Source organism: Enterobacter cloacae complex sp. 2015409, assembly GCF_041365315.1.
Taxonomy (GTDB): domain Bacteria; phylum Pseudomonadota; class Gammaproteobacteria; order Enterobacterales; family Enterobacteriaceae; genus Enterobacter; species Enterobacter pseudoroggenkampii.
In genome coordinates this window covers 1832815-1854673 of sequence record NZ_JBFTVM010000001.1, presented here as the reverse complement: position 1 = coordinate 1854673, position 21859 = coordinate 1832815, and the positions used below count along the sequence as shown (strand labels likewise).

The 21859-nt window shown below is 56.1% G+C and carries 20 protein-coding genes; 7 read left to right on the top strand and 13 right to left on the bottom strand.

Going from position 1 to position 21859, the window contains the following annotated elements; translation table 11 throughout:
• Positions 1 to 226 precede the first annotated feature (226 nt).
• From lolC to cobB, 5 genes are read left to right on the top strand one after another with little or no spacing between them, the layout of a single operon-like run.
• Positions 227 to 1426 carry a lipoprotein-releasing ABC transporter permease subunit LolC gene (lolC, locus tag ACDO57_RS09030; protein ID WP_370883864.1) on the top strand — a complete coding sequence of 400 codons (1200 nt, stop codon included), beginning with the start codon at positions 227 to 229 and terminating at the stop codon, positions 1424 to 1426.
• Positions 1419 to 2120, top strand: a complete 702-nt coding sequence (gene lolD, locus ACDO57_RS09025; RefSeq protein WP_010429765.1) for a lipoprotein-releasing ABC transporter ATP-binding protein LolD — start codon at positions 1419 to 1421, stop codon at positions 2118 to 2120. The genes lolC and lolD overlap by 8 nt, the downstream gene beginning before the upstream one ends.
• Entirely contained in the window at positions 2120 to 3364 is a 1245-nt protein-coding gene (gene lolE, locus ACDO57_RS09020; protein ID WP_032650869.1) for a lipoprotein-releasing ABC transporter permease subunit LolE, read from the top strand. The genes lolD and lolE overlap by 1 nt, the downstream gene beginning before the upstream one ends.
• A 53-nt stretch (positions 3365 to 3417) precedes the next feature.
• Positions 3418 to 4326: an N-acetylglucosamine kinase gene (nagK, locus tag ACDO57_RS09015; protein WP_370883863.1), complete on the top strand. Its 909-nt coding sequence runs from the start codon at positions 3418 to 3420 to the stop codon at positions 4324 to 4326.
• 14 nt (positions 4327 to 4340) lie between these two features.
• Positions 4341 to 5162, top strand: coding sequence for a Sir2 family NAD+-dependent deacetylase (cobB, locus tag ACDO57_RS09010; protein ID WP_032650873.1), 822 nt, complete (start codon positions 4341 to 4343; stop codon positions 5160 to 5162).
• A 45-nt stretch (positions 5163 to 5207) separates the two neighbouring features.
• Here the strand turns inward: cobB and ACDO57_RS09005 are convergent, their stop codons facing one another.
• On the bottom strand, positions 5208 to 7139 hold the full coding sequence (locus ACDO57_RS09005) for a methyl-accepting chemotaxis protein (protein WP_157188944.1): 1932 nt from the start codon (positions 7137 to 7139) through the stop codon (positions 5208 to 5210).
• A gap of 237 nt (positions 7140 to 7376) precedes the next feature.
• Between ACDO57_RS09005 and ACDO57_RS09000 the strand changes: the two genes are divergently transcribed.
• Entirely contained in the window at positions 7377 to 8606 is a 1230-nt protein-coding gene (locus ACDO57_RS09000) for an EAL and HDOD domain-containing protein (protein WP_148769615.1), read from the top strand.
• Positions 8607 to 8653: 47 nt separating this feature from the next.
• Here ACDO57_RS09000 and potD read toward each other — a convergent pair whose 3' ends face one another.
• Genes potD through potA form a run of 4 tightly spaced genes read right to left on the bottom strand, consistent with a single transcriptional unit; the run spans position 8654 to position 12456 of the window.
• Positions 8654 to 9688 carry a spermidine/putrescine ABC transporter substrate-binding protein PotD gene (gene potD / locus ACDO57_RS08995; RefSeq protein ID WP_024908601.1) on the bottom strand — a complete coding sequence of 345 codons (1035 nt, stop codon included), beginning with the start codon at positions 9686 to 9688 and terminating at the stop codon, positions 8654 to 8656.
• Positions 9685 to 10476 (bottom strand): spermidine/putrescine ABC transporter permease PotC, encoded by a 792-nt coding sequence (potC, locus tag ACDO57_RS08990; RefSeq protein ID WP_008500765.1) that lies wholly within the window; start codon positions 10474 to 10476, stop codon positions 9685 to 9687. Before potC ends, potD begins: the two co-directional genes overlap by 4 nt.
• Positions 10473 to 11330: a spermidine/putrescine ABC transporter permease PotB gene (gene potB / locus ACDO57_RS08985; protein WP_370883862.1), complete on the bottom strand. Its 858-nt coding sequence runs from the start codon at positions 11328 to 11330 to the stop codon at positions 10473 to 10475. The genes potC and potB overlap by 4 nt, the downstream gene beginning before the upstream one ends.
• Positions 11314 to 12456, bottom strand: coding sequence for a spermidine/putrescine ABC transporter ATP-binding protein PotA (gene potA, locus ACDO57_RS08980; RefSeq protein ID WP_175557795.1), 1143 nt, complete (start codon positions 12454 to 12456; stop codon positions 11314 to 11316). The genes potB and potA overlap by 17 nt, the downstream gene beginning before the upstream one ends.
• A gap of 237 nt (positions 12457 to 12693) precedes the next feature.
• Here potA and pepT point away from each other — a divergent pair, with 237 nt between their 5' ends.
• On the top strand, positions 12694 to 13917 hold the full coding sequence (gene pepT, locus ACDO57_RS08975) for a peptidase T (protein ID WP_370883861.1): 1224 nt from the start codon (positions 12694 to 12696) through the stop codon (positions 13915 to 13917).
• Positions 13918 to 13959: 42 nt separating this feature from the next.
• Here pepT and ACDO57_RS08970 read toward each other — a convergent pair whose 3' ends face one another.
• The 8 genes from ACDO57_RS08970 to rluE form a co-directional block, all read right to left on the bottom strand.
• Positions 13960 to 15081: a cupin domain-containing protein gene (locus ACDO57_RS08970; RefSeq protein WP_267214654.1), complete on the bottom strand. Its 1122-nt coding sequence runs from the start codon at positions 15079 to 15081 to the stop codon at positions 13960 to 13962.
• Positions 15082 to 15173: 92 nt separating this feature from the next.
• Complete coding sequence (gene phoQ / locus ACDO57_RS08965) at positions 15174 to 16637, bottom strand: two-component system sensor histidine kinase PhoQ (RefSeq protein ID WP_024908595.1); 1464 nt, start codon at positions 16635 to 16637, stop codon at positions 15174 to 15176.
• The gene (gene phoP / locus ACDO57_RS08960; protein WP_024908594.1) at positions 16638 to 17309 is read right to left on the bottom strand and encodes a two-component system response regulator PhoP; all 672 of its coding nucleotides are present in this window, start codon (positions 17307 to 17309) and stop codon (positions 16638 to 16640) included.
• A gap of 123 nt (positions 17310 to 17432) precedes the next feature.
• Positions 17433 to 18803, bottom strand: a complete 1371-nt coding sequence (gene purB, locus ACDO57_RS08955) for an adenylosuccinate lyase (protein ID WP_008500757.1) — start codon at positions 18801 to 18803, stop codon at positions 17433 to 17435.
• A gap of 19 nt (positions 18804 to 18822) precedes the next feature.
• Positions 18823 to 19452 carry a high frequency lysogenization protein HflD gene (gene hflD / locus ACDO57_RS08950; protein ID WP_008500756.1) on the bottom strand — a complete coding sequence of 210 codons (630 nt, stop codon included), beginning with the start codon at positions 19450 to 19452 and terminating at the stop codon, positions 18823 to 18825.
• A gap of 27 nt (positions 19453 to 19479) precedes the next feature.
• Positions 19480 to 20592, bottom strand: a complete 1113-nt coding sequence (gene mnmA, locus ACDO57_RS08945) for a tRNA 2-thiouridine(34) synthase MnmA (RefSeq protein WP_032657963.1) — start codon at positions 20590 to 20592, stop codon at positions 19480 to 19482.
• Between the two features lie 40 nt (positions 20593 to 20632).
• Positions 20633 to 21106: an NUDIX hydrolase gene (locus ACDO57_RS08940; RefSeq protein ID WP_370883860.1), complete on the bottom strand. Its 474-nt coding sequence runs from the start codon at positions 21104 to 21106 to the stop codon at positions 20633 to 20635.
• A 9-nt stretch (positions 21107 to 21115) separates the two neighbouring features.
• Entirely contained in the window at positions 21116 to 21769 is a 654-nt protein-coding gene (rluE, locus tag ACDO57_RS08935; protein ID WP_024908592.1) for a 23S rRNA pseudouridine(2457) synthase RluE, read from the bottom strand.
• Between the last annotated feature and the right edge of the window lie 90 nt (positions 21770 to 21859).

The window sequence follows — 21859 nt, the reverse complement described above, 5'->3', positions numbered from 1 at the left end:
ACGAGCAATTGTTGTAAAACGACACCAGGATGTAATGGGTAACAGTCTGTATCAGGAGGTTTTTCGGAAAAGGTGGAGGTTGCGAGGTGAGTATTCAGACAATAGCACCCTGATTTATCTGAATTTTTCGGAAAAATGATTACCAAAGCTTACTGTTTCAGTCATTTACGCTTAACGGATTCGCTTATATACTCGTGGGCCTGCTATCAGCAAACAGACGGATTTCATGTATCAACCTGTCGCACTCTTCATAGGCTTACGCTACATGCGTGGGCGCGCCGCGGACCGCTTCGGTCGCTTTGTCTCCTGGCTTTCGACTATTGGCATTACGCTTGGCGTGATGGCACTGGTGACGGTGCTTTCCGTCATGAATGGCTTTGAGCGCGAGCTGCAAAACAACATCCTGGGGCTGATGCCGCAGGCCGTTCTCTCATCGACTAACGGTTCGGTTAACCCACAGCAGCTGCCGGAAAGCGCGGCGAAGTTACAGGGAGTCACGCGCGTTGCGCCGTTGACCACCGGTGACGTGGTGCTGCAAAGCGCCCGCAGCGTAGCGGTCGGCGTGATGCTGGGTATCGACCCGGCGCAAAACGATCCGCTGACGCCGTATCTGGTTAACGTGAAGCAGACCGATCTGGAAGCCGGAAAATACAACTTGATTCTGGGTGAACAGCTTGCCGGCCAGCTTGGCGTCAACCGTGGTGACCAGCTGCGGGTGATGGTACCTTCTGCCAGCCAGTTTACGCCGATGGGGCGCCTGCCAAGTCAGCGCCTGTTCAACGTGATTGGTACCTTTGCCGCTAACAGCGAAGTCGATGGCTACCAGATGCTGGTGAACATTCAGGATGCTTCACGCCTGATGCGCTACCCGGCGGGGAATATCACCGGCTGGCGCCTGTGGCTCGACGCACCGCTGAAGGTCGATACTCTCAGCCAGCAAAAACTGCCGGACGGCACCAAATGGCAGGACTGGCGCGAGCGCAAAGGCGAATTGTTCCAGGCCGTGCGGATGGAAAAAAACATGATGGGGCTGCTGCTGAGCCTGATCGTGGCCGTGGCCGCATTTAACATCATTACCTCGCTGGGCCTGATGGTGATGGAGAAGCAGGGCGAAGTCGCCATCCTGCAAACCCAGGGGCTCACGCCGCGCCAGATCATGGCGGTGTTTATGGTGCAGGGGGCCAGCGCCGGTATCATCGGTGCGCTGCTCGGCGCCGTGCTGGGGGCATTGCTTGCCAGCCAGCTCAATAACTTAATGCCGATCATCGGCGCGCTGCTTGACGGCGCGGCGCTGCCGGTGGCTATCGAGCCGCTGCAGGTGGTCGGTATTGCGCTGGCCGCGATGGCCATTGCGCTGCTTTCTACGCTTTATCCTTCCTGGCGCGCCGCCGCCACTCAACCCGCTGAGGCTTTACGTTATGAATAAGATCCTGTTGCAATGCGACAACCTGTCCAAACGCTATCAGGAAGGCACTGTGCAAACCGACGTGCTGCACAATGTGAGCTTTAGCGTGGGTGAAGGCGAGATGATGGCGATTGTCGGCAGCTCCGGCTCGGGCAAAAGTACGCTGCTGCATCTGCTGGGCGGGCTGGATACGCCAACCGAAGGCGACGTGATTTTCTCCGGCCAGCCGATGAGCAAAATGTCCTCAGCGGCGAAGGCCGAGTTACGCAACCGCGAGCTGGGCTTTATCTACCAGTTCCACCACCTGCTGCCGGATTTCACGGCGCTGGAAAACGTGGCGATGCCGCTGCTGATTGGCAAAAAGAAACCCGCAGAAATTAACGCCCGCGCCAGCGACATGCTGAAAGCGGTAGGGCTGGGTCATCGCGGCAACCATCGTCCCTCTGAGCTTTCCGGCGGCGAGCGCCAGCGCGTGGCGATTGCCCGTGCGCTGGTCAACAACCCGCGTCTGGTGCTGGCGGATGAGCCTACCGGTAACCTGGATGCCCGCAATGCGGACAGTATTTTCCAGCTTCTGGGCGAGCTGAACGCCTCACAGGGCACCGCGTTTCTGGTGGTGACCCACGATCTGCAGCTGGCAAAACGCATGGGGCGTCAGCTTGAGATGCGCGACGGCCATCTGAACGCGGAACTGACCCTGATGGGAGCAGAGTAATGGCGTCACCGTTATCGTTACTCATCGGTTTACGTTTTAGCCGCGGCCGCCGTCGCGGCGGCATGGTGTCGCTGATCTCCGTCATCTCGACCATCGGTATTGCGCTGGGCGTGGCGGTGCTGATTGTCGGCTTAAGCGCGATGAACGGTTTTGAGCGCGAGCTGAATAACCGCATTCTGGCGGTGGTGCCGCACGGTGAGATCGAGCCGGTTAACCAGCCATGGACGAACTGGAGCGATGCGCTCGCCAAAGTTGAAAAAGTGCCGGGCATCGCCGCGGCCGCGCCCTATATTAACTTTACCGGGCTGGTGGAGAGTGGGGTAAACCTGCGCGCCATTCAGGTTAAAGGGGTCAACCCCGTCCAGGAAGCGCGCCTCAGCGCGCTGCCAAACTATGTGCAGAACGGCGCGTGGGCCAACTTCAAGGCGGGCGAGCAGCAGATCATCATGGGTAAAGGCGTGGCCGATGCCCTGAAGGTGAAGCAGGGCGACTGGGTGTCAATCATGATCCCCAACGCCAGCGCCGATCACAAACTGCAGCAGCCTAAGCGCGTGCGCCTGCACGTCACCGGTATTCTTCAATTGAGCGGTCAGCTCGATCACAGCTTCGCCATGGTGCCGATGGAAGATGCGCGCCAGTATCTCGACATGGGCGACAGCGTGACGGGTATTGCCATTAAGGTGAACGACGTCTTTAACGCCAACAAGCTGGTACGCGATGCGGGCAGCGTGACCAATAACTATGTCTACATCAAAAGCTGGATTGGCACTTACGGGTATATGTACCGTGATATCCAGATGATCCGCGCCATTATGTATCTGGCGATGGTGCTGGTGATTGGTGTGGCGTGCTTTAATATCGTCTCGACGCTGGTCATGGCGGTCAAGGACAAGAGCGGCGACATCGCCGTGCTGCGTACCCTCGGAGCAAAAGACGGTCTTATTCGCGCCATCTTCGTCTGGTACGGTTTGCTGGCGGGTCTGTTCGGCAGCCTGTGCGGCGTGGTGATTGGCGTGGTGGTTTCCCTGCAGCTGACGCCGATTATCAACGGCATTGAAAAGCTTATTGGTCACCAGTTCCTGTCGGGTGATATCTATTTTATTGACTTCCTGCCGTCTGAGCTGCACTGGCTGGATGTTTTTTATGTGCTGCTTACAGCACTTTTACTGAGTCTGCTGGCAAGCTGGTATCCGGCGCGTCGCGCAAGCCGAATTGATCCGGCGAGGGTATTAAGTGGCCAGTAATTACGTCATGATCTAGCGGCTTTCGGGTCGCCAGATCGAAAGAGGAATGCGTTATGTATTATGGATTTGATATTGGCGGCACCAAGATTGCGCTCGGCGCGTTTGATAAAGACCTCAAACTGCAGTGGGAAACCCGCGTTCCCACGCCGCGCGACAGCTACGACGAATTTTTAACCGCCATTGCCGCGCTGGTGGCGCAGGCGGATGAACGTTTCGGCGTGAAAGGCAGCGTCGGCATCGGTATTCCGGGCATGCCCGAAACCGACGACGGTACGCTTTACGCGGCCAACGTGCCTGCCGCCAGCGGTAAACCGCTGCGCGCCGATCTCTCTGCCCTCCTTGAACGCGACGTGCGTTTAGACAATGATGCCAACTGCTTTGCGCTCTCTGAAGCCTGGGATGATGAATTCCGTCGCTATCCGCTGGTGATGGGACTGATCCTCGGTACCGGCGTCGGCGGGGGAATCGTCGTCAACGGTAAGCCCATCACCGGCCGCAGCTACATCACCGGCGAGTTTGGCCATATCCGCCTGCCGGTGGATGCTCTCGAGGTGGGGCGTGATTTCCCGCTGACCCGCTGCGGCTGTGGCCAGCACGGCTGTATTGAGAACTACCTTTCCGGCCGCGGGTTTGCATGGCTTTACGAACACTTCTATCATCAGAAACTTGAGGCCCCTCAAATCATTACCCTGTGGGAGCAAGGGGATGCGCAGGCGCGTGAGCACGTCGAGCGCTATCTGGATCTGCTGGCGGTGTGTCTGGGAAATATTCTCACCATCGTCGACCCGGATCTGCTGGTGATCGGGGGAGGGCTCTCAAACTTTACCGCGATTACGGAACGGTTGTCCGGGCGTTTGCCCCGACACTTATTGCCGGTTGCCCGCGTGCCGCGTATTGAACGCGCGCGACACGGGGACGCAGGAGGGATGCGCGGAGCCGCATTCCTTCATCTCACCGATTAGTTTACGAGGTTTCTATGCTGTCGCGTCGCCAGGGTCGACTCAGCCGTTTTCGCAAAAACAAACGCCGCTTACGTGAGCGCTTGCGCCAGCGGATCTTTTTCAGAGACAGAATAATGCCAGAAGCGATGGATAAACCCAGAGTGGTGGTGCTGACCGGGGCGGGGATCTCCGCCGAGTCAGGAATTCGAACCTTCCGCGCGGCGGACGGGCTGTGGGAAGAGCACCGCGTGGAGGATGTCGCCACGCCGGAAGGTTTTGCCCGCGACCCGGATCTCGTGCAGGCGTTTTACAACGCCCGCCGTCGTCAGCTTCAGCAGCCTGACGTTGCGCCTAATGCGGCGCATCTGGCGCTGGCGAAGCTGGAAGAGGCGCTGGGCGATCGTTTTCTGCTGGTAACGCAGAATATCGACAACCTGCACGAGCGGGCCGGCAACAAGAACATCATCCATATGCACGGTGAGCTGCTCAAGGTTCGCTGCGCCTGGAGCGGTCAGGTGCTTGACTGGAAAGAAGACGTGCTGCCGGAGGATAAGTGCCACTGCTGCCAGTTCCCGTCGCGCCTGCGACCGCACGTGGTCTGGTTCGGCGAAATGCCGCTGGGAATGGATGAGATCTACAGCGCACTGGCGATGGCCGACGTGTTTATCGCCATCGGCACATCCGGCCACGTTTATCCGGCGGCGGGGTTTGTCCACGAAGCGCGACTGCACGGTGCGCATACGGTTGAACTCAACCTTGAGCCAAGCCAGGTGGGCAGCGAGTTTGAAGAGAAACACTACGGTCTGGCCAGCACGGTTGTTCCGGAATTTGTCGACAAGCTGCTGAAAGGTCTGTAACGCGAATCGCGTGAAAAGGCACCCGCTGGACGGGTGCCTTTTTATTTAAGAATGAAAGAACGCCAGCGTCTTCTCCAGCGATTTAGCCTGCTCGTCCAGCGAGAGCGCCGCCGCTGAGATCTGCTGAACCAGAGAGGCGTTCTGCTGGGTGGTGCTGTCCATCTGGTTAACGGCAGTGCTGACCTGGCTAATCCCGCGGTTCTGCTCGTCCAGCGCCTGAACAATGTCGTTGATGACCAGATGCACGTGCGACACCGCCTCAATCACCTGTTTCATCATTACGCCGGTCTCATTGACCAGCTCAACGCCTTTGCTGACGCGGCCTGAGGACTCGGCAATCAGCTGGGAAATTTCTTTGGCCGCGTTAGCGCTTCGCTGGGCAAGATTGCGCACTTCACCTGCGACTACCGCGAAACCGCGCCCCTGTTCGCCGGCACGCGCCGCTTCAACGGCCGCATTTAGCGCCAGGATATTGGTCTGGAAGGCGATGCCATCGACGATGCTGTTAATCTCACCGATCTTACGCGCGCTCTCGTCAATCTCCCCAATCACCACGACTACGTCGTTCACCAGCGTTTCGCCATGCCCGGCGAGGCTCGCGGCGCGATCGGTCAGCGTCGTCGCCTTGTGGGCGTTGTCGGCGTTATTCTTCACCGTGACCGAAATCTCTTCCATGCTGGCTGCCGTTTCAACAATCGCCGCCGCCTGTTCTTCGGTTCGCGAGGCGAGATCAAGGTTGCCCGCCGAAATTTCGCTGGTCCCGCCGTGCACGGAATGGCTGGCTTCGCTGATATTATCGACGATGCGCTTGAGCTGCATCTGCATGGTGTGCAGGGCATAAAAAATGCTGTGGGTATCTCCGGAACGCACCGGGATGGTGTTGTTCAGCTCCCCCCGGGCGACGGCCAGGGCGATCCCGGCGGCTTCCGAAGGTTCACCCCCCACCGGACGGTCAACTTTGCGGGTAAAGATCTGCGCCATCACCAGGCTAACCGCCACGATGCTTAACACCATCAGGATGATGGCTTTCAGCAAAAATGCGCGCGCTTCGGCCATCACTTCGCTGACCGGGGTGATAATGGCGAGTTTCCACGGCGTCTGGCTATTACCGACGGCGATGTCCTGCCAGGTGATAAACACATCTTCCTTCAGCAGCGGATCGTTTATCCGGGTGACGTCATGACCGGCAATCTGACCGGCGTAAGGCTTGCCTGCTGCGCGCTTGTCCGGGCTGGACACCACGTTATTACCCGCGGAGAGGAGCAGGGCGTAGCCTGTGCCGTTCCACGGTTTAATCGCGCCGATCGTCGATTGCAGCGTGGCGAGCGAGAAGTCAGAGGTGACCGAGCCCAGAAACTGACCGTCACGCATGATGGGGGCGGCAATCGAGGTGAGCATCACGTCCACGCCGTTGTAGGGGTAAATATAGGGTTCGATGATCACATCTTTATGCCGCTGTTTCGGCAGCAGATAATAATCACCGCTGCCGGGCGTTTCGATGTCCGTCAGCAGGTGTAAGGCCGGTTTGCCGGTAGCGTCGCGGTCGACGTAGCGGGCGTAGCGTCCGGCAGGATCTTCACCGCTCTGACCGGCAAAGGCGGCATCTTTATCGTCAAACGCGTTGGGCTCAAAGGCCATCGACATAGAGAGAAACTGGGGATGAGCCGACAGATAGTGGATGAGCAGTTGGTTCAGGCTCTGGCGATCGAATACCCCCGCCTCGCGCAGCGCCAGCGCGCTGTTGCCCATGTCCCGGGCGGCAGTCAGGGCAGAATCCAGCTGTTTACTGACCTGTAAAGCTTGCACCTCGGCAATCTGGCGGATATGTTTTTTGGCCAGCACCTCCTGCTGCGCCATCCACTGCCACATCATAAACCCGATCGTTGCCGTAAAGCCCACCGTCACGGTGAGGAAAATGGACAATAGCATCAACGTCTTGACTCTTATTTTAGATCTTCGGACCATGGCGTCTTTCATTCTCATCTCCCGTAATGTTGTGCGTGTCGGGCAGGCACATATTCCTTATCGGATATATTTCCTTCTTTCTGTAGAGGGCCGGGGATATTTAATTTAAATTCCAGAATAGTAAATCCCGTTAATTAGTGTGGATGCTTTTATTTTGTGCATTCAATCAAAATAGTGCTCGATAATGCTCGTTATCGTCGTGTAGAAAGAGGATGCTAATAAATATAAAGTGGTAGAGGAGGATGGGATATGTACGGATTTATTGCGCGACAACCCATTTTTAACCCTGAAATGAATACGGTGGCCTATGAGCTGCTCTTCAGAGACGGGATGACAAATCGTTTTCCGGATGTGTCGGCGGAATATGCCACGTCCAGAATGATATCCGATCAGTTTTTATGCGTGCCGTCCCAGCGCATCGCCGGGGCGCATACGTCGTTTATTAATTTCCCGTCGCGAATGGTCATTGACCGCAGTGGTGAAGCGCTGGATAAAGAGAGCGTGGTCATTGAGATCCTTGAAGATGCTGTGCCAGGGGCCGAGCTGCTGCAGGCCGTCAGGGAGATGAATGCGCATGGCTATCAGTTTGCGCTTGATGATTTTACCCTTGCACCAGAATGGGATGCATTTTTACCCTATATTTCAATCCTGAAATTCGACGTCAGAAATTACACCTTAGCGCAAATTAAAGCGTATCTGAAAGCGCGTAAACACCTGACCGGACATATTAAATATCTTGCTGAAAAAATTGAGACTAAAGAGGAATTCAACCAATACAAGGAGGAGGGATTCTCGCTGTTTCAGGGTTATTTTTTCTGCCGTCCGGAGGTCATTAAATATAAACGGCTGTCGCAAAATCAGCTGGCGATTTTTAGGCTGCAAATGGAGGTCGGACGCAATAAGCCTGATTTTCGGATCGTCGAGTCGTTGATAAAAACCGATCTCACGCTCTCTTATAAAATCATGCGCTACATGAAGCATACGGCGTTTAAGCATGTGGGTGCCTGTAATTTCAGCAAGTTAACCCTGAGTGAGGTGCTCAGATACCTCGGGGAAAACCAGCTTAGACGGTTTGTTGCCGTCGTGGTCCTCGCCAGTGCGGGCAATGATACCGTCAGCGAGCTTTACCCGTTGAGTATGATGCGCGGTAAGTTCTGTGAACTGATAGCTGAGACGATGAAAGAACCGGCGCTGGCTGAAAATGCGTTCATGTGCGGCCTGTTTTCTTTGCTCGATACCCTCCTTGAGCTGCCGATGGCAGAGTTAATGAAGCAAATTGCGGTGCCGCAGAGCGTGAGCAATGCGCTGTGCGACCAGGAGGGACGGCTAGCCGATATGGTGAGCCTTTGCCGTTACTATGAACAGCAACAGTGGGACGAGGCGACCCGGGTTCGTCAGGCGCTGGGTCTGTCGGATGAGGACGTGGTGGAGGCGATGAGAAAGGCGACGATCTGGGCAGGAGAGAATGCGGTCAGTTAATCCTTCCTCACGTCGTACAGACGGCGCGAGGAAGAACGCGATACCGTTTATCGGCCCGCTTTTAATTTCTGATAATACTCTTCGTAGAGGCGGCTGGCGTCACCGACATCGTTCTGCCATTCACCTTTGCTGATGGTTTCAGCATCCGGGTAGAGCGATTTATCGTTAGCCACTTCCGGCTTCAGCAGCTTGCGTGCCGCGAGGTTTGGCGTCGGGTAGCCAATCGTCTCGGCAACCTGTTTCGCTACGTCCGGGCGCAGCAGGAAGTTAATCAGCTTCAGCGCCCCTTCAACGTTTTTCGCGTTGGCCGGAATCGACAGACTATCCATCCAGAAGATCCCGCCCTCTTTCGGCCAGACCACCTCAAGCGGCGTACCGGCCTGGCGGGCCACATACGCGGAGCCGTTCCACACCATCCCCAGATTCACTTCGCCTTCCATATACGGGTTAGCCGGGTTATCAGAGTTGAACGCCGCCACATTAGGCATCAGCTTTTTCAGCTCGGTATACGCCGCTTCAATCTCTTTTGGATCCGTCGTGTTGCCCGAGTAGCCCAGCTTGCGCAGCGCCACCTGGAATACTTCACGCGCGTCGTCGGTTAACAACAGGCTGCCTTTGTACTCCGGTTTCCACAGGTCGGCCCAGCTCGTCACCGTTTTCGGATCGACGGCCTCGCTGTTAACGCCAATCGCAGTTGCCCCCCAGATATACGGAATGGAGTAGTCGTTATTCGGGTCGAACGGCTTGTTGAGCATCTCCGGATCGAGGTTTGAAAAATGAGTTAGCTTTGTTTTATCGATCTTCTGGATCATGCCCTCTTTGCGCATTTTGTCGACAAAGTAGGTGGAAGGAACCACCAGATCGTACGCGCCGTCTTTGTAGGTTTTGAGCTTGGCATACATGGTTTCATTCGACTCGTAGGTCGAGTAGATCACCTTGATGCCCGTCTCTTTGGTGAACTGTTCCAGCAGGCCCGGCGGCACATACTCGGTCCAGTTGTAGAAGTAGAGCGTTTTGCTGTCATCAGCGTGCGCGGCACCCATGCCAAGCACCAGCGCCGCAGCGGCGAGCATTTTTTTCATTTCATTGTCCCCTGAGATTTTGTTTTATCACGAGCAATAACCTGGCTGGCGATCACCAGAACCAGCGAAAACACCAGCAGAATGGTCGCCAGCGCGTTCACCTCCGGTGAGACGCCGACTTTCACCATCGAATAGATCTTCAACGGCAGAATTTCATAGCTCGGCCCGGTCACGAAGGAGGACACGACCACGTCATCCATCGACAGGGTGAAGCTAAGCAGCCATCCGGCCGCCACGGCGGGCATCGCCAGCGGCAGGATGATTTTACGCAGGATGGTCATCTCGCTGGCGCCAAGATCTTTCGCCGCCTCCAGCATGCGTACGTCGAACCCTTTCAGACGCGCGAAGACGGTCACCACCACAAACGGCAGGCAGAAGGTGATATGGGAAAACAGCAGCGACCAGAAGCCAAGCTGAACGCCCAGCAGCATAAACAGCACCAGCAGCGAAATCGCCATCACGATGTCCGGCGACATCATCACCACAAACAGCATGCCGCTGACGAACGGCTTACCGCGAAAGCGATAGCGGTACAGCGCCACGGCGGTCAGGGAGCCAATCAGCGTCGCGAAGGTGGCGGAGAAGATCGCCATCGTCAGCGAGTGCTGAGCGGCTTGCAGCAGGCTGTCATTGTTCATCAGCAGGCTGTACCAGTCGGTGGTAAAGCCCTGCCAGTTAATCCCAAAGCGCGAGCTGTTAAACGAGTTCACGATCAAAATTATGATCGGGATATACAGGTAAGCGTAAATGGCGGTCATAAAACCGCCGCGAAGCAGTCGACCGATCATTCGAGTTCCACCTTCTTGTTCAGCAGCCGTGAGGCGCGCCAGTAGACCAGCAGCATCAGACCCATCACCACCGTCAGCGTGATGCTGGTGGCGGACCCGAACGGCCAGTCGCGAATGTTCAGGAACTGGCTCTTGATCACGTTACCGATCAGCAGATTTTTCGCCCCGCCCATCAGGTCAGAAACGTAGAACAAGCCCATCGCCGGGAGCATCACCAGCAGACAGCCCGCAATAATACCGGGCATCGTCAGCGGAATAATGATACGGATAAAGGTCTGCAGCTTACTGGCACCCAGATCTTTTGCGGCTTCCAGCAGCGGTTTATCCAGCTTCTCAATGCTGGAGTAGAGCGGCATCACCATAAACGGCAGCAGGATATAGACCAGGCCGACAATCACCGCGCTCGGGGTAAACATGATGCGTATCGGCGTATCAATCACCCCCAGACACAGCAGAAACTCATTCAGGTAACCCTTTGTGCTGAGGAAAATCTTCAGACCATAAATACGGATGAGCGAGTTCGTCCAGAAGGGAACAATCAGTAAAAACAGCAGCAGGGGGCGCACCTTTTGCGGCAGGCCCGCGAGGAACCACGCGAAGGGGTATCCCAGTACCAGGCAGGCAATCGTGGCAACCAGCGCCATATTGAGCGAGTGCAGCAGCACGTCAAAATAGAGCGGATCGAGCAGGCGCGCGTAGTTGTCCAGCGTAAAGACCAGCGAAACGAAGCTAGCGTCGTCGCGGGTCAGGAAGCTGGTGGCGATAATCATCAGGTTGGGGAGAAAGACAAACAACACAAGCCAACCGACGATCGTGGCAATCACCACATTCTGGAACTTACTTGTGTTCTTCATCAGCCAGCACAACCTCCCAGCTTTCTACCCAATTGATAACCATTTTCTGGTCGAGAGAGTGGTCGAAGTCAGGGTCGTCCTCGTTAAAGAACTCGCTGACCATCACCATTTTGCCGTTCTCCAACTCGACGACAGACTCCAGCGTCATCCCTTTGTAGTTGCGCTCGCGGATATAGCCGATTAACCCTTCGGCCTCGGTATTGCCGTGAATTTCATCGACGCGCAGATCTTCCGGGCGCAGCAGAACGTTGAGCTTTTGTCCCTTTTCGACGGGGAAATTCACCGTGATATTGCACTCGCGTCCTTCGACGCTGGCGCGCACGCGCTGGTCGTCCAGACGCTCAATCACCGTGGCGTCGAAGATATTGATCTCGCCAATAAAGCTGGCGACAAACAGATTCTTCGGCTCTTCGTAGATTTCACGCGGCGTGCCGTCCTGCTCGATTTTGCCGTCGCGCATCACCACGATGCGGTCGGACATGGTCAGGGCCTCTTCCTGATCGTGGGTGACGAAGACAAAGGTAATGCCGAGCTTGCGCTGCAGGGCTTTGAGCTCATTCTGCATCTGCTTGCGCAGCTTGTAATCCAGCGCCGAGAGGGATTCATCCAGCAGGAGCAGACGCGGCTTGTTGACCACGGCGCGGGCGATGGCCACGCGCTGCTGCTGGCCGCCGGAAAGCTGATGGGGTTTACGCTGGGCAAACGTCTCAAGCTGCACCATGCGCAGGGCGTCGGTGACGCGCGGTTCGATCTCGCTCGCCGGGGTTTTTTGCATCCGCAGGCCAAACGCCACGTTTTCAAACACGGTCATGTGCGGGAAGAGGGCATAGCTCTGAAAGACAGTGTTGACGTGGCGGTCTTCGGCGGGAACCCGGGTGATGTCCTGGTTTTCAAGATGGATATGGCCGTTATCGACGCTTTCCAGCCCGGCGATAAGGCGCAGTACGGTTGTTTTGCCGCAGCCGGAGGGGCCAAGCAGTGTCAGAAACTCACCGTCATTGATGGTGAGAGTGAGGTCGGAAATGACGTCCTTGCCATCAAAACTTTTACGAATTCGTTCCAGTTTCACCAGCGGTGAACGGGTTTGTGTATTCAATTTTTGCGCTGTCCCATATAGACGCCTCAGGCAGCAGACTGAAGCGGGGTTTGTGTGTAACCACCTTGGTGACTCGTAATGAGGGCGGACATTCTACGGCAATCCCCTGCAATCGCCAATCCTTGTCACTGATTCATAAGCTACATTTACTAACGCATAACGATATAAACGGAAAATATTCTCGTTTGCGGGATAAAAGTGACCTGACGCAATATTTGCGTTTTGATGCTTATTGATAATGTTGTCACAAAAAGTGAGGGTGACTGCATGGATAAATTACTTGAGCGTTTTTTACAGTACGTTTCGCTGGATACCCAATCTAAGCCGGGTGTTCGCCAGGTGCCGAGCACCGAAGGCCAGTGGAAGTTATTAAATCTGCTCAAAGAGCAGCTTGACGCCATGGGGCTGGTCAACGTCACGTTAAGCGAGAAAGGCACTGTGATGGGAACGCTGCCGGCGAATGTCCCGGGTGACATTCCGGCGATTGGCTTTATCTCTCATGTCGACACCTCTCCGGATTTTAGCGGTAAACATGTGAACCCGCAGATTGTGGAAAACTACCGCGGCGGCGACATTGCGCTGGGCATTGGCGACGAAGTGCTCTCGCCCGTCATGTTCCCGGTGCTGCACCAGCTGCTGGGCCAGACGCTGATCACCACCGACGGCAAAACGCTGCTGGGGGCGGATGATAAAGCGGGCATTGCCGAAATCATGACCGCGCTGGCGGTGCTGAAGGATAAAAACATTCCGCACGGGAATATCCGCGTGGCCTTTACGCCGGACGAAGAGGTCGGCAAGGGGGCGAAGCACTTCGACGTGGAGGCCTTTAACGCGCAGTGGGCCTATACCGTTGACGGCGGCGGCGTCGGTGAACTGGAGTATGAAAACTTCAATGCCGCGTCCGTCACGATCAAAATTGTCGGCAATAACGTTCACCCCGGTTCGGCGAAAGGCGTCATGGTGAACGCGCTGTCGCTGGCGTCACGAATTCATGCGGAAGTCCCGGCGGAAGAGAGCCCTGAACAGACCGAAGGGTATGAAGGTTTCTATCACCTGACCAGCATCAAAGGCACCGTGGACAGCGCGCAGATGCACTACATCATCCGCGATTTCGACCGCAAAGCCTTTGAGGCGCGCAAGCGTAAGATGATGGAGATCGCCAAGAAGGTGGGTAAAGGATTACACCCTGATTGCTACATTGAACTCATCATCGAAGACAGCTATTACAACATGCGCGAGAAGGTGATGGCGCATCCGCATATTCTCGATATCGCCCAGCAGGCGATGCGCGACTGCGATATTGAACCGCAGCTGAAGCCGATTCGCGGCGGCACCGACGGTTCTCAGCTGTCGTTTATGGGGCTGCCGTGCCCGAACCTGTTTACCGGTGGCTATAACTACCACGGCAAGCATGAGTTTGTGACGCTCGAAGGGATGGAAAAGGCGGTGAAGGTGATTGTGCGGATAGCGGAGTTGACCGCGAAGCGGTAAGAAAAAGCCCGGTGGCGAAGCGCCACCGGGCATTACAGCGACTCAGTCCTCAAAGAACCAGTACCCGCTGTTGACCAGCGCGGCAAGCATCGCGAGGAAGGATGGGTCTTCCAGCGCATCACCAAAGGTGTCGGCAGTCAGCACCAGATGGCTGGCAATGGCTTCCAGCGCCGGACGGTGCGGTGAGTCCAGCTTCTCGCCGTTGACGAACACGTCCTCACCAATGCGCAGCGCGCGTAATCCGCCCAGACGTACCAGCTTATCGCCCTGCTGGAGCGCATCATAAATCTCGTCAGCCTGATACGGCGGCTCCGGCGGCGCAACGTCCAGCTCGTGACGAGACTGGCTGATAAACTCGCCAAACCACTGTTTGAAGTGCTCCGGCTCGTTAATCAGATCCAGCATCATGCCGCGCAGCTTATCCAGCTCTGCGGGCAGGATATCGGCCGGATGCTCGCGCGCAGGTACATCAGGGTCGCTGTAACGATAGCTGCCCAGCTCGCGTTGCAGAACGTAGTCGGCAAATCCGCTGATCATCTCGCGGCCGCTTGGCGCGCGGAACCCTACGGAGTAGTTGAGTGAGTTTTCCAGCGAGTAGCCCTCGTGAGGGAATCCCGGCGGAATGTAGAGAATGTCACCCGGCTCCAGCTCTTCGTCGATAATCCCTTCAAACGGGTCAACCTGAAGCAGGTCCGGATGCGGGCAGTGCTGCTTCATTGGCACTTTTTCGCCCACGCGCCAGCGGCGGCGGCCCGTACCCTGAATAATAAACACGTCGTACTGGTCCAGATGCGGACCGACGCCACCGCCAGGAACGGAGAAGGAGATCATCAGATCGTCCATGCGCCAGTCGGGCAGGGCGCGGAACGGACGCATTAAGGCGGCCGTTGGCTCGTGCCAGTGGTTGACCGCCTGCACCAGCAGAGACCAGTTGTTTTCACCGAGGTGATCGTAGCTTTCGAAAGGACCGTGGCTAACCTGCCATTTCCCGTCCTGGTGGCTGACCAGACGGCTGTCGACTTCGTTTTCCATGGCCAGGCCGGCCAGTTCGTCAGGCGAGATGGGGTCGACAAAGTTGCTGAACCCGCGCTTCAGAACCACCGGGCGTTTCTGCCAGTAACGTTCAATAAACTCGGGCCAGTTAAGTGTTAAGTGATAATCCATAATTTTTTTATTCCGCAGGCTCTTACTGACTCGGATTATAACGGAAGCTCAGCCCCCCGGCTGCGAGATCCTCGCATTTTTCACATAACGGGTTAACTATCGTTCGATGTGGGCTGCTGGCGGCCAAAAATGACCTCCATTCTGGCGCCGCCCAGCAGGCTTTCGCTGGTTTCGATTTTTCCGTCGTACTGATCGACAATCTCGCGCGCGACGGCTAATCCTACGCCCTGGCCTGGACGTAGCGTATCGGCGCGCTGACCGCGATCGAACACCACGTCACGTTTATTGCGCGGGATCCCCGGACCATCATCCTCAACGATGATATGCAGCTCGGTTTCCGTCTGACGTGCAGACACTTCCACGAACTCCAGACAGTATTTGCAGGCGTTATCCAGCAGGTTACCCATGACTTCCATGAAGTCATTTTTTTCACCCACAAAGCTTATCTCTGGCGAGATATCGAGGCTGATGTTCACCCCTTTACGCTGATACACCTTGTTGAGGGCGGACGTGAGGTTATCCAGAAGCGGCGCTACCGGATGCAGCTCGCGGCTCAGAAGCGCGCTGCCGGAACGCATGCTGGCGCGATGCAGGTAATAGCCAATTTGCTGTGAAATACGGCTGATCTGTTCCAGCATCACCGGCTCGGCATCATCGACGCTCAGTTTCGAACTGCGCATTGAACGCAGGGTGCTTTGCATCACGGCCAGCGGGGTTTTCAGGCTGTGGGTCAGGTCGGTAAGGGTGGTACGGTATTTATCGTAGCGTTCGCGTTCACTTTTCAGCAGGCGGTTGAGGTTACGCACCAGGCTGGTGAGCTCGCGGGTGGTTTCCGGGTTAAGCTTTTCGCGATGATGTTCTTCCAGTTCACGAACTTCTTTCGCCAGTGATTCGATGGGGCGCAAGCTCCACCACGCCGCAACCCACAGCAGCGGGATCACCAGCAGCAGATTCGCCGCCAGAACGTAGATGAACCAGCTCCAGACCATATAAGAACGCTTCAGCTCGACCGGAATGGTGTCGATCACCACGATGGTCAGCTGCGGCATGTTCAGCGTCGCCGGGTAGAGGTTAATCGCGACGGAGTGCGTCATCTCCGTTTCGGCGTTGTCGGCGCGGATCTCGTTCAGCTTTTGCTGCAGGGAGCGATCTTCACGGATCAGCGAGCTGGTGGTGTTGAGATCGGCTTCAATTTCATGAAAACCGTTGGTTTTGAGCCAGTCCGGACGAATGCTTTTGACCAGCCACGGGATGTCCCGCTGCGCCCACAGTAGCTTCCCCTTTTCGTTATAAATCAGGGCCAGCGTGGGACTCTGCTGATTGAGGTTTTCCGGCATTTCGACGGTGATTTTATTGTTTTCCCACTTCGCCAGGGTATAAAACAGGTTGCTTTCGCCACGCAACAGGCGAAAGGTGGTTTTATCAAAGCTGACGCTGTAGCCCACCAGGGCGACCATGCCGTAGGAGAGCGACAGCACCAGCACGACGGCTGCCGTTGCCAGTAAAAAGCGCACCCGCAGCGAGAGGGGCAAAATATGGCGCAAGATCCGTCTCATTTAGCGTAATTCGAACAGGTAGCCCTGGCCACGGACGGTAGTAATCACATCCTGCGGATATTGCGCCTGAATTTTCTTACGTAAACGTCCCATCAGCACGTCAATAGTATGGCTCTCGCGCAGTTCAGCATCAGGATAGAGCTGGAGCATTAAGGAGTCTTTGCTCACCACTTTGCCATTGTTACGGATCAGCGTTTCCATAATGGTGTATTCGAAGGCGGTGAGCTTGATCACTTCATCATTGATGGATAATTCCCGGCGGGAGAGATCGACCTGGAAAGGCGGGATGGAGATAACCTGAGACGCCAGCCCGCTGTTGCGACGAAGCAGCGCCTGCATGCGCGCCGCCACCTCTTCAATATGAAACGGCTTGGTGACGTAGTCATCCGCACCCGCGCTGAGCACTTCGACCTTATCCTGCCAGCCTTCACGGGCGGTCAGCACCAGAACCGGCAGGGAGACATCATGGCTGCGCCAGCGGCGAATTAACGACAGACCGTCTTCGTCAGGCAACCCTAAATCGACAATGGCGATATCCGGCAGGTGTTCATTGAGATAATAATCGGCTTCTTTTGCATCTTCAGCATCGTCCACCTGATGTCCCATCTCCTGAAGCTGAACCTTCAGGTGATGACGTAGCAATGCGTTATCCTCAACAACCAGTACGCGCATCATCTCTTCTCCCTAAATAATTGGTATGAATAGTTTAACGCTGATTATGTTGTTGTGGGGATAAACATTGAGTAAACCGGGGAAAAGCATCCCCCTTTTCGGGCGAAAAGGGGGAGAGGGGCGTTACTTCAGCTCGTCGACCATGGTGATGGCGCGGCCAATGTAGTTCGCCGGAGTCATCGCCTTCAGGCGCGTTTTCTCTTCTTCCGGCAGCGCCAGACCGTCGATAAACTGCTTCATGCCTTCGGCGTCAACGCGTTTGCCGCGGGTCAGCTCTTTCAGCTTCTCGTACGGTTTTTCGATACCGTAACGGCGCATCACGGTCTGAATCGGCTCCGCCAGCACTTCCCAGTTGTGATCCAGCTCGTCCAGCAGACGGTCACGGTTTACTTCCAGCTTGCTCACGCCTTTCAGGGTGGACTGATACGCGATCAGCGCGTAGCCGATGCCCACGCCCAGGTTACGCAGTACGGTGGAGTCGGTCAGGTCGCGCTGCCAGCGGGATACCGGCAGTTTGCTCGCCATATGCTGCAGCACGGCATTCGCCAGGCCCAGGTTGCCTTCGGAGTTTTCGAAGTCGATCGGGTTCACTTTGTGCGGCATGGTTGAAGAGCCGATTTCACCCGCGATGGTTTTCTGCTTGAAGTGGTTCAGGGCGATATAGCCCCACACGTCACGATCGAAGTCGATCAGGATGGTGTTGAAGCGCGCGATGCAGTCAAACAGCTCGGCGATATAGTCGTGCGGCTCAATCTGGGTGGTGTACGGGTTCCACTGAATGCCCAGAGAGGTCACGAACTCTTCGCTGAACTGGTGCCAGTCCACTTCCGGGTAAGCGGCGATGTGGGCGTTATAGTTACCGACCGCGCCGTTGATTTTGCCGAGGATCTCAACCTGCTCCAGCTGACGGTACTGGCGCTCCATACGGTACGCGACGTTCGCCATCTCTTTACCCATCGTGGATGGGGTGGCTGGCTGGCCGTGGGTACGGGAGAGCAGCGGAATGTCGCGGTATTCCACGGACAGTGCTTTTACCGCGTCGATGATTTTACGCCAGTAAGGCAGCACCACCTCTTTGCGCGCGGTGGAGAGCATCAGCGCATGAGACAGGTTGTTGATGTCTTCAGAGGTACAGGCGAAGTGAATGAACTCAGACACGGCATGCAGCGCAGGGACGCTTTCCACTTTTTCTTTCAGGAAGTACTCAACCGCCTTCACGTCGTGGTTGGTGGTGCGTTCAATGGTTTTAATGCGCGCGGCGTCTTGTTCGCTAAACTCAGCAACGATTTTATCAAGGTAATCGTTTGCCTTTTCGTCAAAAGCAGGAACTTCCTTGATTGCTGCCTGGGCGGCCAGCTTTTGCAGCCAGCGTACTTCAACCTGAACACGGAACTTCAGCAAACCATATTCGCTGAAGATCCCGCGCAGCGCGCTGACTTTATCGCCGTAGCGTCCATCGACAGGGGATACGGCGGTCAGTGAGGATAATTCCATAATTCGCAACTCCGGGAGGTTAACAATGAGCAAGAATTTGTTTTGCCTGAGTGGTCAGGCGATTACGAGAAAACATTAACTGCAGGCGGCCACCGCCAACCTGGTGCCACAGCACAGCGGCGCGGATCCCAGCCAGCAGGGACGCACGCACTTTTGCCTGTACCTGCGGACTTTGCAGCACGGCAGGGGATCCGGTGACCTGAATACGCGGGCCCAGCGGGCTGATGACGTCAACATAAATGCCGGCCATGGCGCTGAGCAGCGTGTCGGACTGCAGATCAAAATGGTCGAGCTGACGCTGTAACCCGGCAATACGATCGCCCAGGGTATTGAGCGCGCCTTTTGCTGCGCTCAGCTTACGCTCCAGCACCATCAGGCTCAACGTGTAGCGGGTCAGCTCCGCGTTTAATCCCTGACGGCTGCTGGCGTTAAGCACGCCAAGCAGGGTTTCAAGACCGAGACGAAGATTGGTTTCACTGCCGCCGAACACACCCAGGGTCGAGCCGGGGTTGAGATCGATAACGCTGTTGAGTGAAACGTGCAGGGCGTCAGCATCGCAATGACCCTGATGCGCCAGCTGTTGCACCAGACGGGCTGACTGGCAAATTCCCGCCAGTGCCAGGGTGATGTCATAGTAGTTCTTCGCCACACGGTCTCCTTTATGTGTGCAATCGTATTAAACAGCAGGCAGCGGCAGGCGCTGTTCAATGATCCCGCCGCCCAGGCAGATCTCACCACTGTAGAAGACAGCAGACTGACCCGGGGTGACGGCGGCGACCGGCTCGTCGAAGCGCACGTCAATGCGATCGTCATCAAGCGCGGTAATGGTGCAAGGAATATCGGTCTGGCGGTAGCGGGTTTTCACCGTGCAGCGCAGCGTGCCTTTCAGCGGCTCACGATCGACCCAGTGCAGCTGCTGGGCGATAAGGCCAACGGACATCAGACGCGGATGATCGTGACCCTGGGCAACAACCAGAATATTGTTTTCGACGTCTTTGTCGACAACATACCACGGATCTTCGCTACCTTCTTTGGTTCCGCCGATACCCAGGCCTTTACGCTGGCCGAGCGTGTGGTACATCAGCCCTTGATGCTGGCCAATCTCTTCACCGTCGACGGTGACAATTTTACCCGGCTGTGCGGGCAGGTAACGTCCCAGGAAATCGCGGAATTTGCGCTCGCCAATGAAGCAGATGCCGGTAGAGTCTTTTTTCTTCGCGGTGATGAGGTCCAGTTCTTCGGCGATTTTACGCACCTGCGGCTTTTCCAGCTCGCCGACCGGGAACAGGCTCTGGGCGATTTGCTCGTGGCTAAGCGTATAGAGGAAATAGCTTTGATCTTTATTGCCGTCCAGACCGCGCAGCAGCTGGCTTTTGCCATTCACGTCTGCACGACGCACGTAGTGACCGGTCGCGATGTAGTCTGCGCCCAGATCTTCTGCAGCGAATTCGAGGAAGGCCTTAAATTTGATCTCTTTGTTGCACAGAATATCCGGGTTCGGCGTGCGGCCCGCTTTGTACTCTTCGAGGAACAGTTCAAAAACGTTGTCCCAGTATTCTGCGGCAAAGTTAACGGTGTGCAGTTCAATGCCGAGCTTATCGCATACGGCCTGCGCGTCGGCGAGATCCGCAGCGGCAGTGCAATATTCCTCGCCATCATCTTCCTCCCAGTTCTTCATGAACAGGCCCTCCACCTTATAGCCCTGTTGCTGTAACAGGTAGGCGGAAACGGAGGAATCGACACCGCCGGACATGCCGACGATCACTTTTTTCTGGCTATTATCTGACATGGAATACTCACGACATTGAACTTCAAGGCGGCGTATTCTATCACGCCCCCCCACCATTGGCACCCTCTGTAAACGGCCAGTTAAATGCGCCGATGACATCCAGCGGTAAGCGGCCAGCAGACTGCCAGCAGCGAATGCTTTCCGCAACCAGCGGCGAGCGCAGGTTTGGCGCGTTCAGGATCTCGTCGGCAGTGACCCACAGACAGCGGTCGATATCGTCATCCTGCGGCTCTGTGGCGCACGTTTCGCTAAGCTCAACGGCAAATAAAAAGCGCAGGAACGCAGTGTGATCGGGCGCGATCCACTGGTGCATACGGATGAAGTGCTGGGGTTCAGCGTGAATGCCGGTCTCTTCCCACAGCTCGCGTTTTGCGGCCTGCAGGAGGGTCTCATTGGCTTCAAGGTGTCCGGCAGGCTGGTTCCACAGCGCTTTGCCGTTAATGCTCTCTTCGACAACAAGGAATTTACCCCGGGCGTGGACCACGCAGGCAACCGTGACATGAGGTTTAAACATAGTGACTCCTTAAGGGGTGACGTCGCGCCATTCGCCGTTTGCCAGCGTTTCCAGGGTGTAGCTGCCCATAGCGTAGCGAATCAGACGCAGGGTAGGGAAGCCGACGTGTGCGGTCATGCGGCGAACCTGGCGGTTGCGGCCTTCATAAAGGGTAATTTTGAGCCAGCTTGTCGGAATGGATTTGCGTTCGCGAATCGGCGGGTTGCGCGGCCACAGCCACTCTGGTTCATTCACGCGTTCAATACCTGCAGGCAGGGTGAGGCCGTCGTTCAGCGTCACGCCGCTGCGTAATTTTTCCAGCGTTTCTTCGTCCGGCTCGCCTTCGACCTGGACGAAGTAAATTTTGCCGGTGCGTTTCCCGGGTTGCGTGAGCTTCGCCTGTAAAGCGCCGTCGTTGGTTAAGACCAGCAGGCCTTCGCTGTCGCGGTCCAGACGGCCCGCGGCGTAGACGCCCTGAACAGGTATATAGTCCTTCAGCGTGCTGCGCCCGGCCTCATCGGTAAACTGCGGCAAAACATCGTAGGGTTTATTGAACAAAATAACCCGCTTCGGCTGGGTTTCCTGCGGTCTTCTGGCGGCTTGTCGCGAGCTGAATCGCTCAACCCGGTGTTTTGTAAAAGAAGTTTTCTTCATGGTATTTTCAGGCGTTATCAATTGCCGCATTATAGCCTAATAACGAAGACCTTTCATGGCGCAGGACAATCAGGTACTATCGAAGGGCTCATTACAATTTATTAACATAAGATCAGTAAC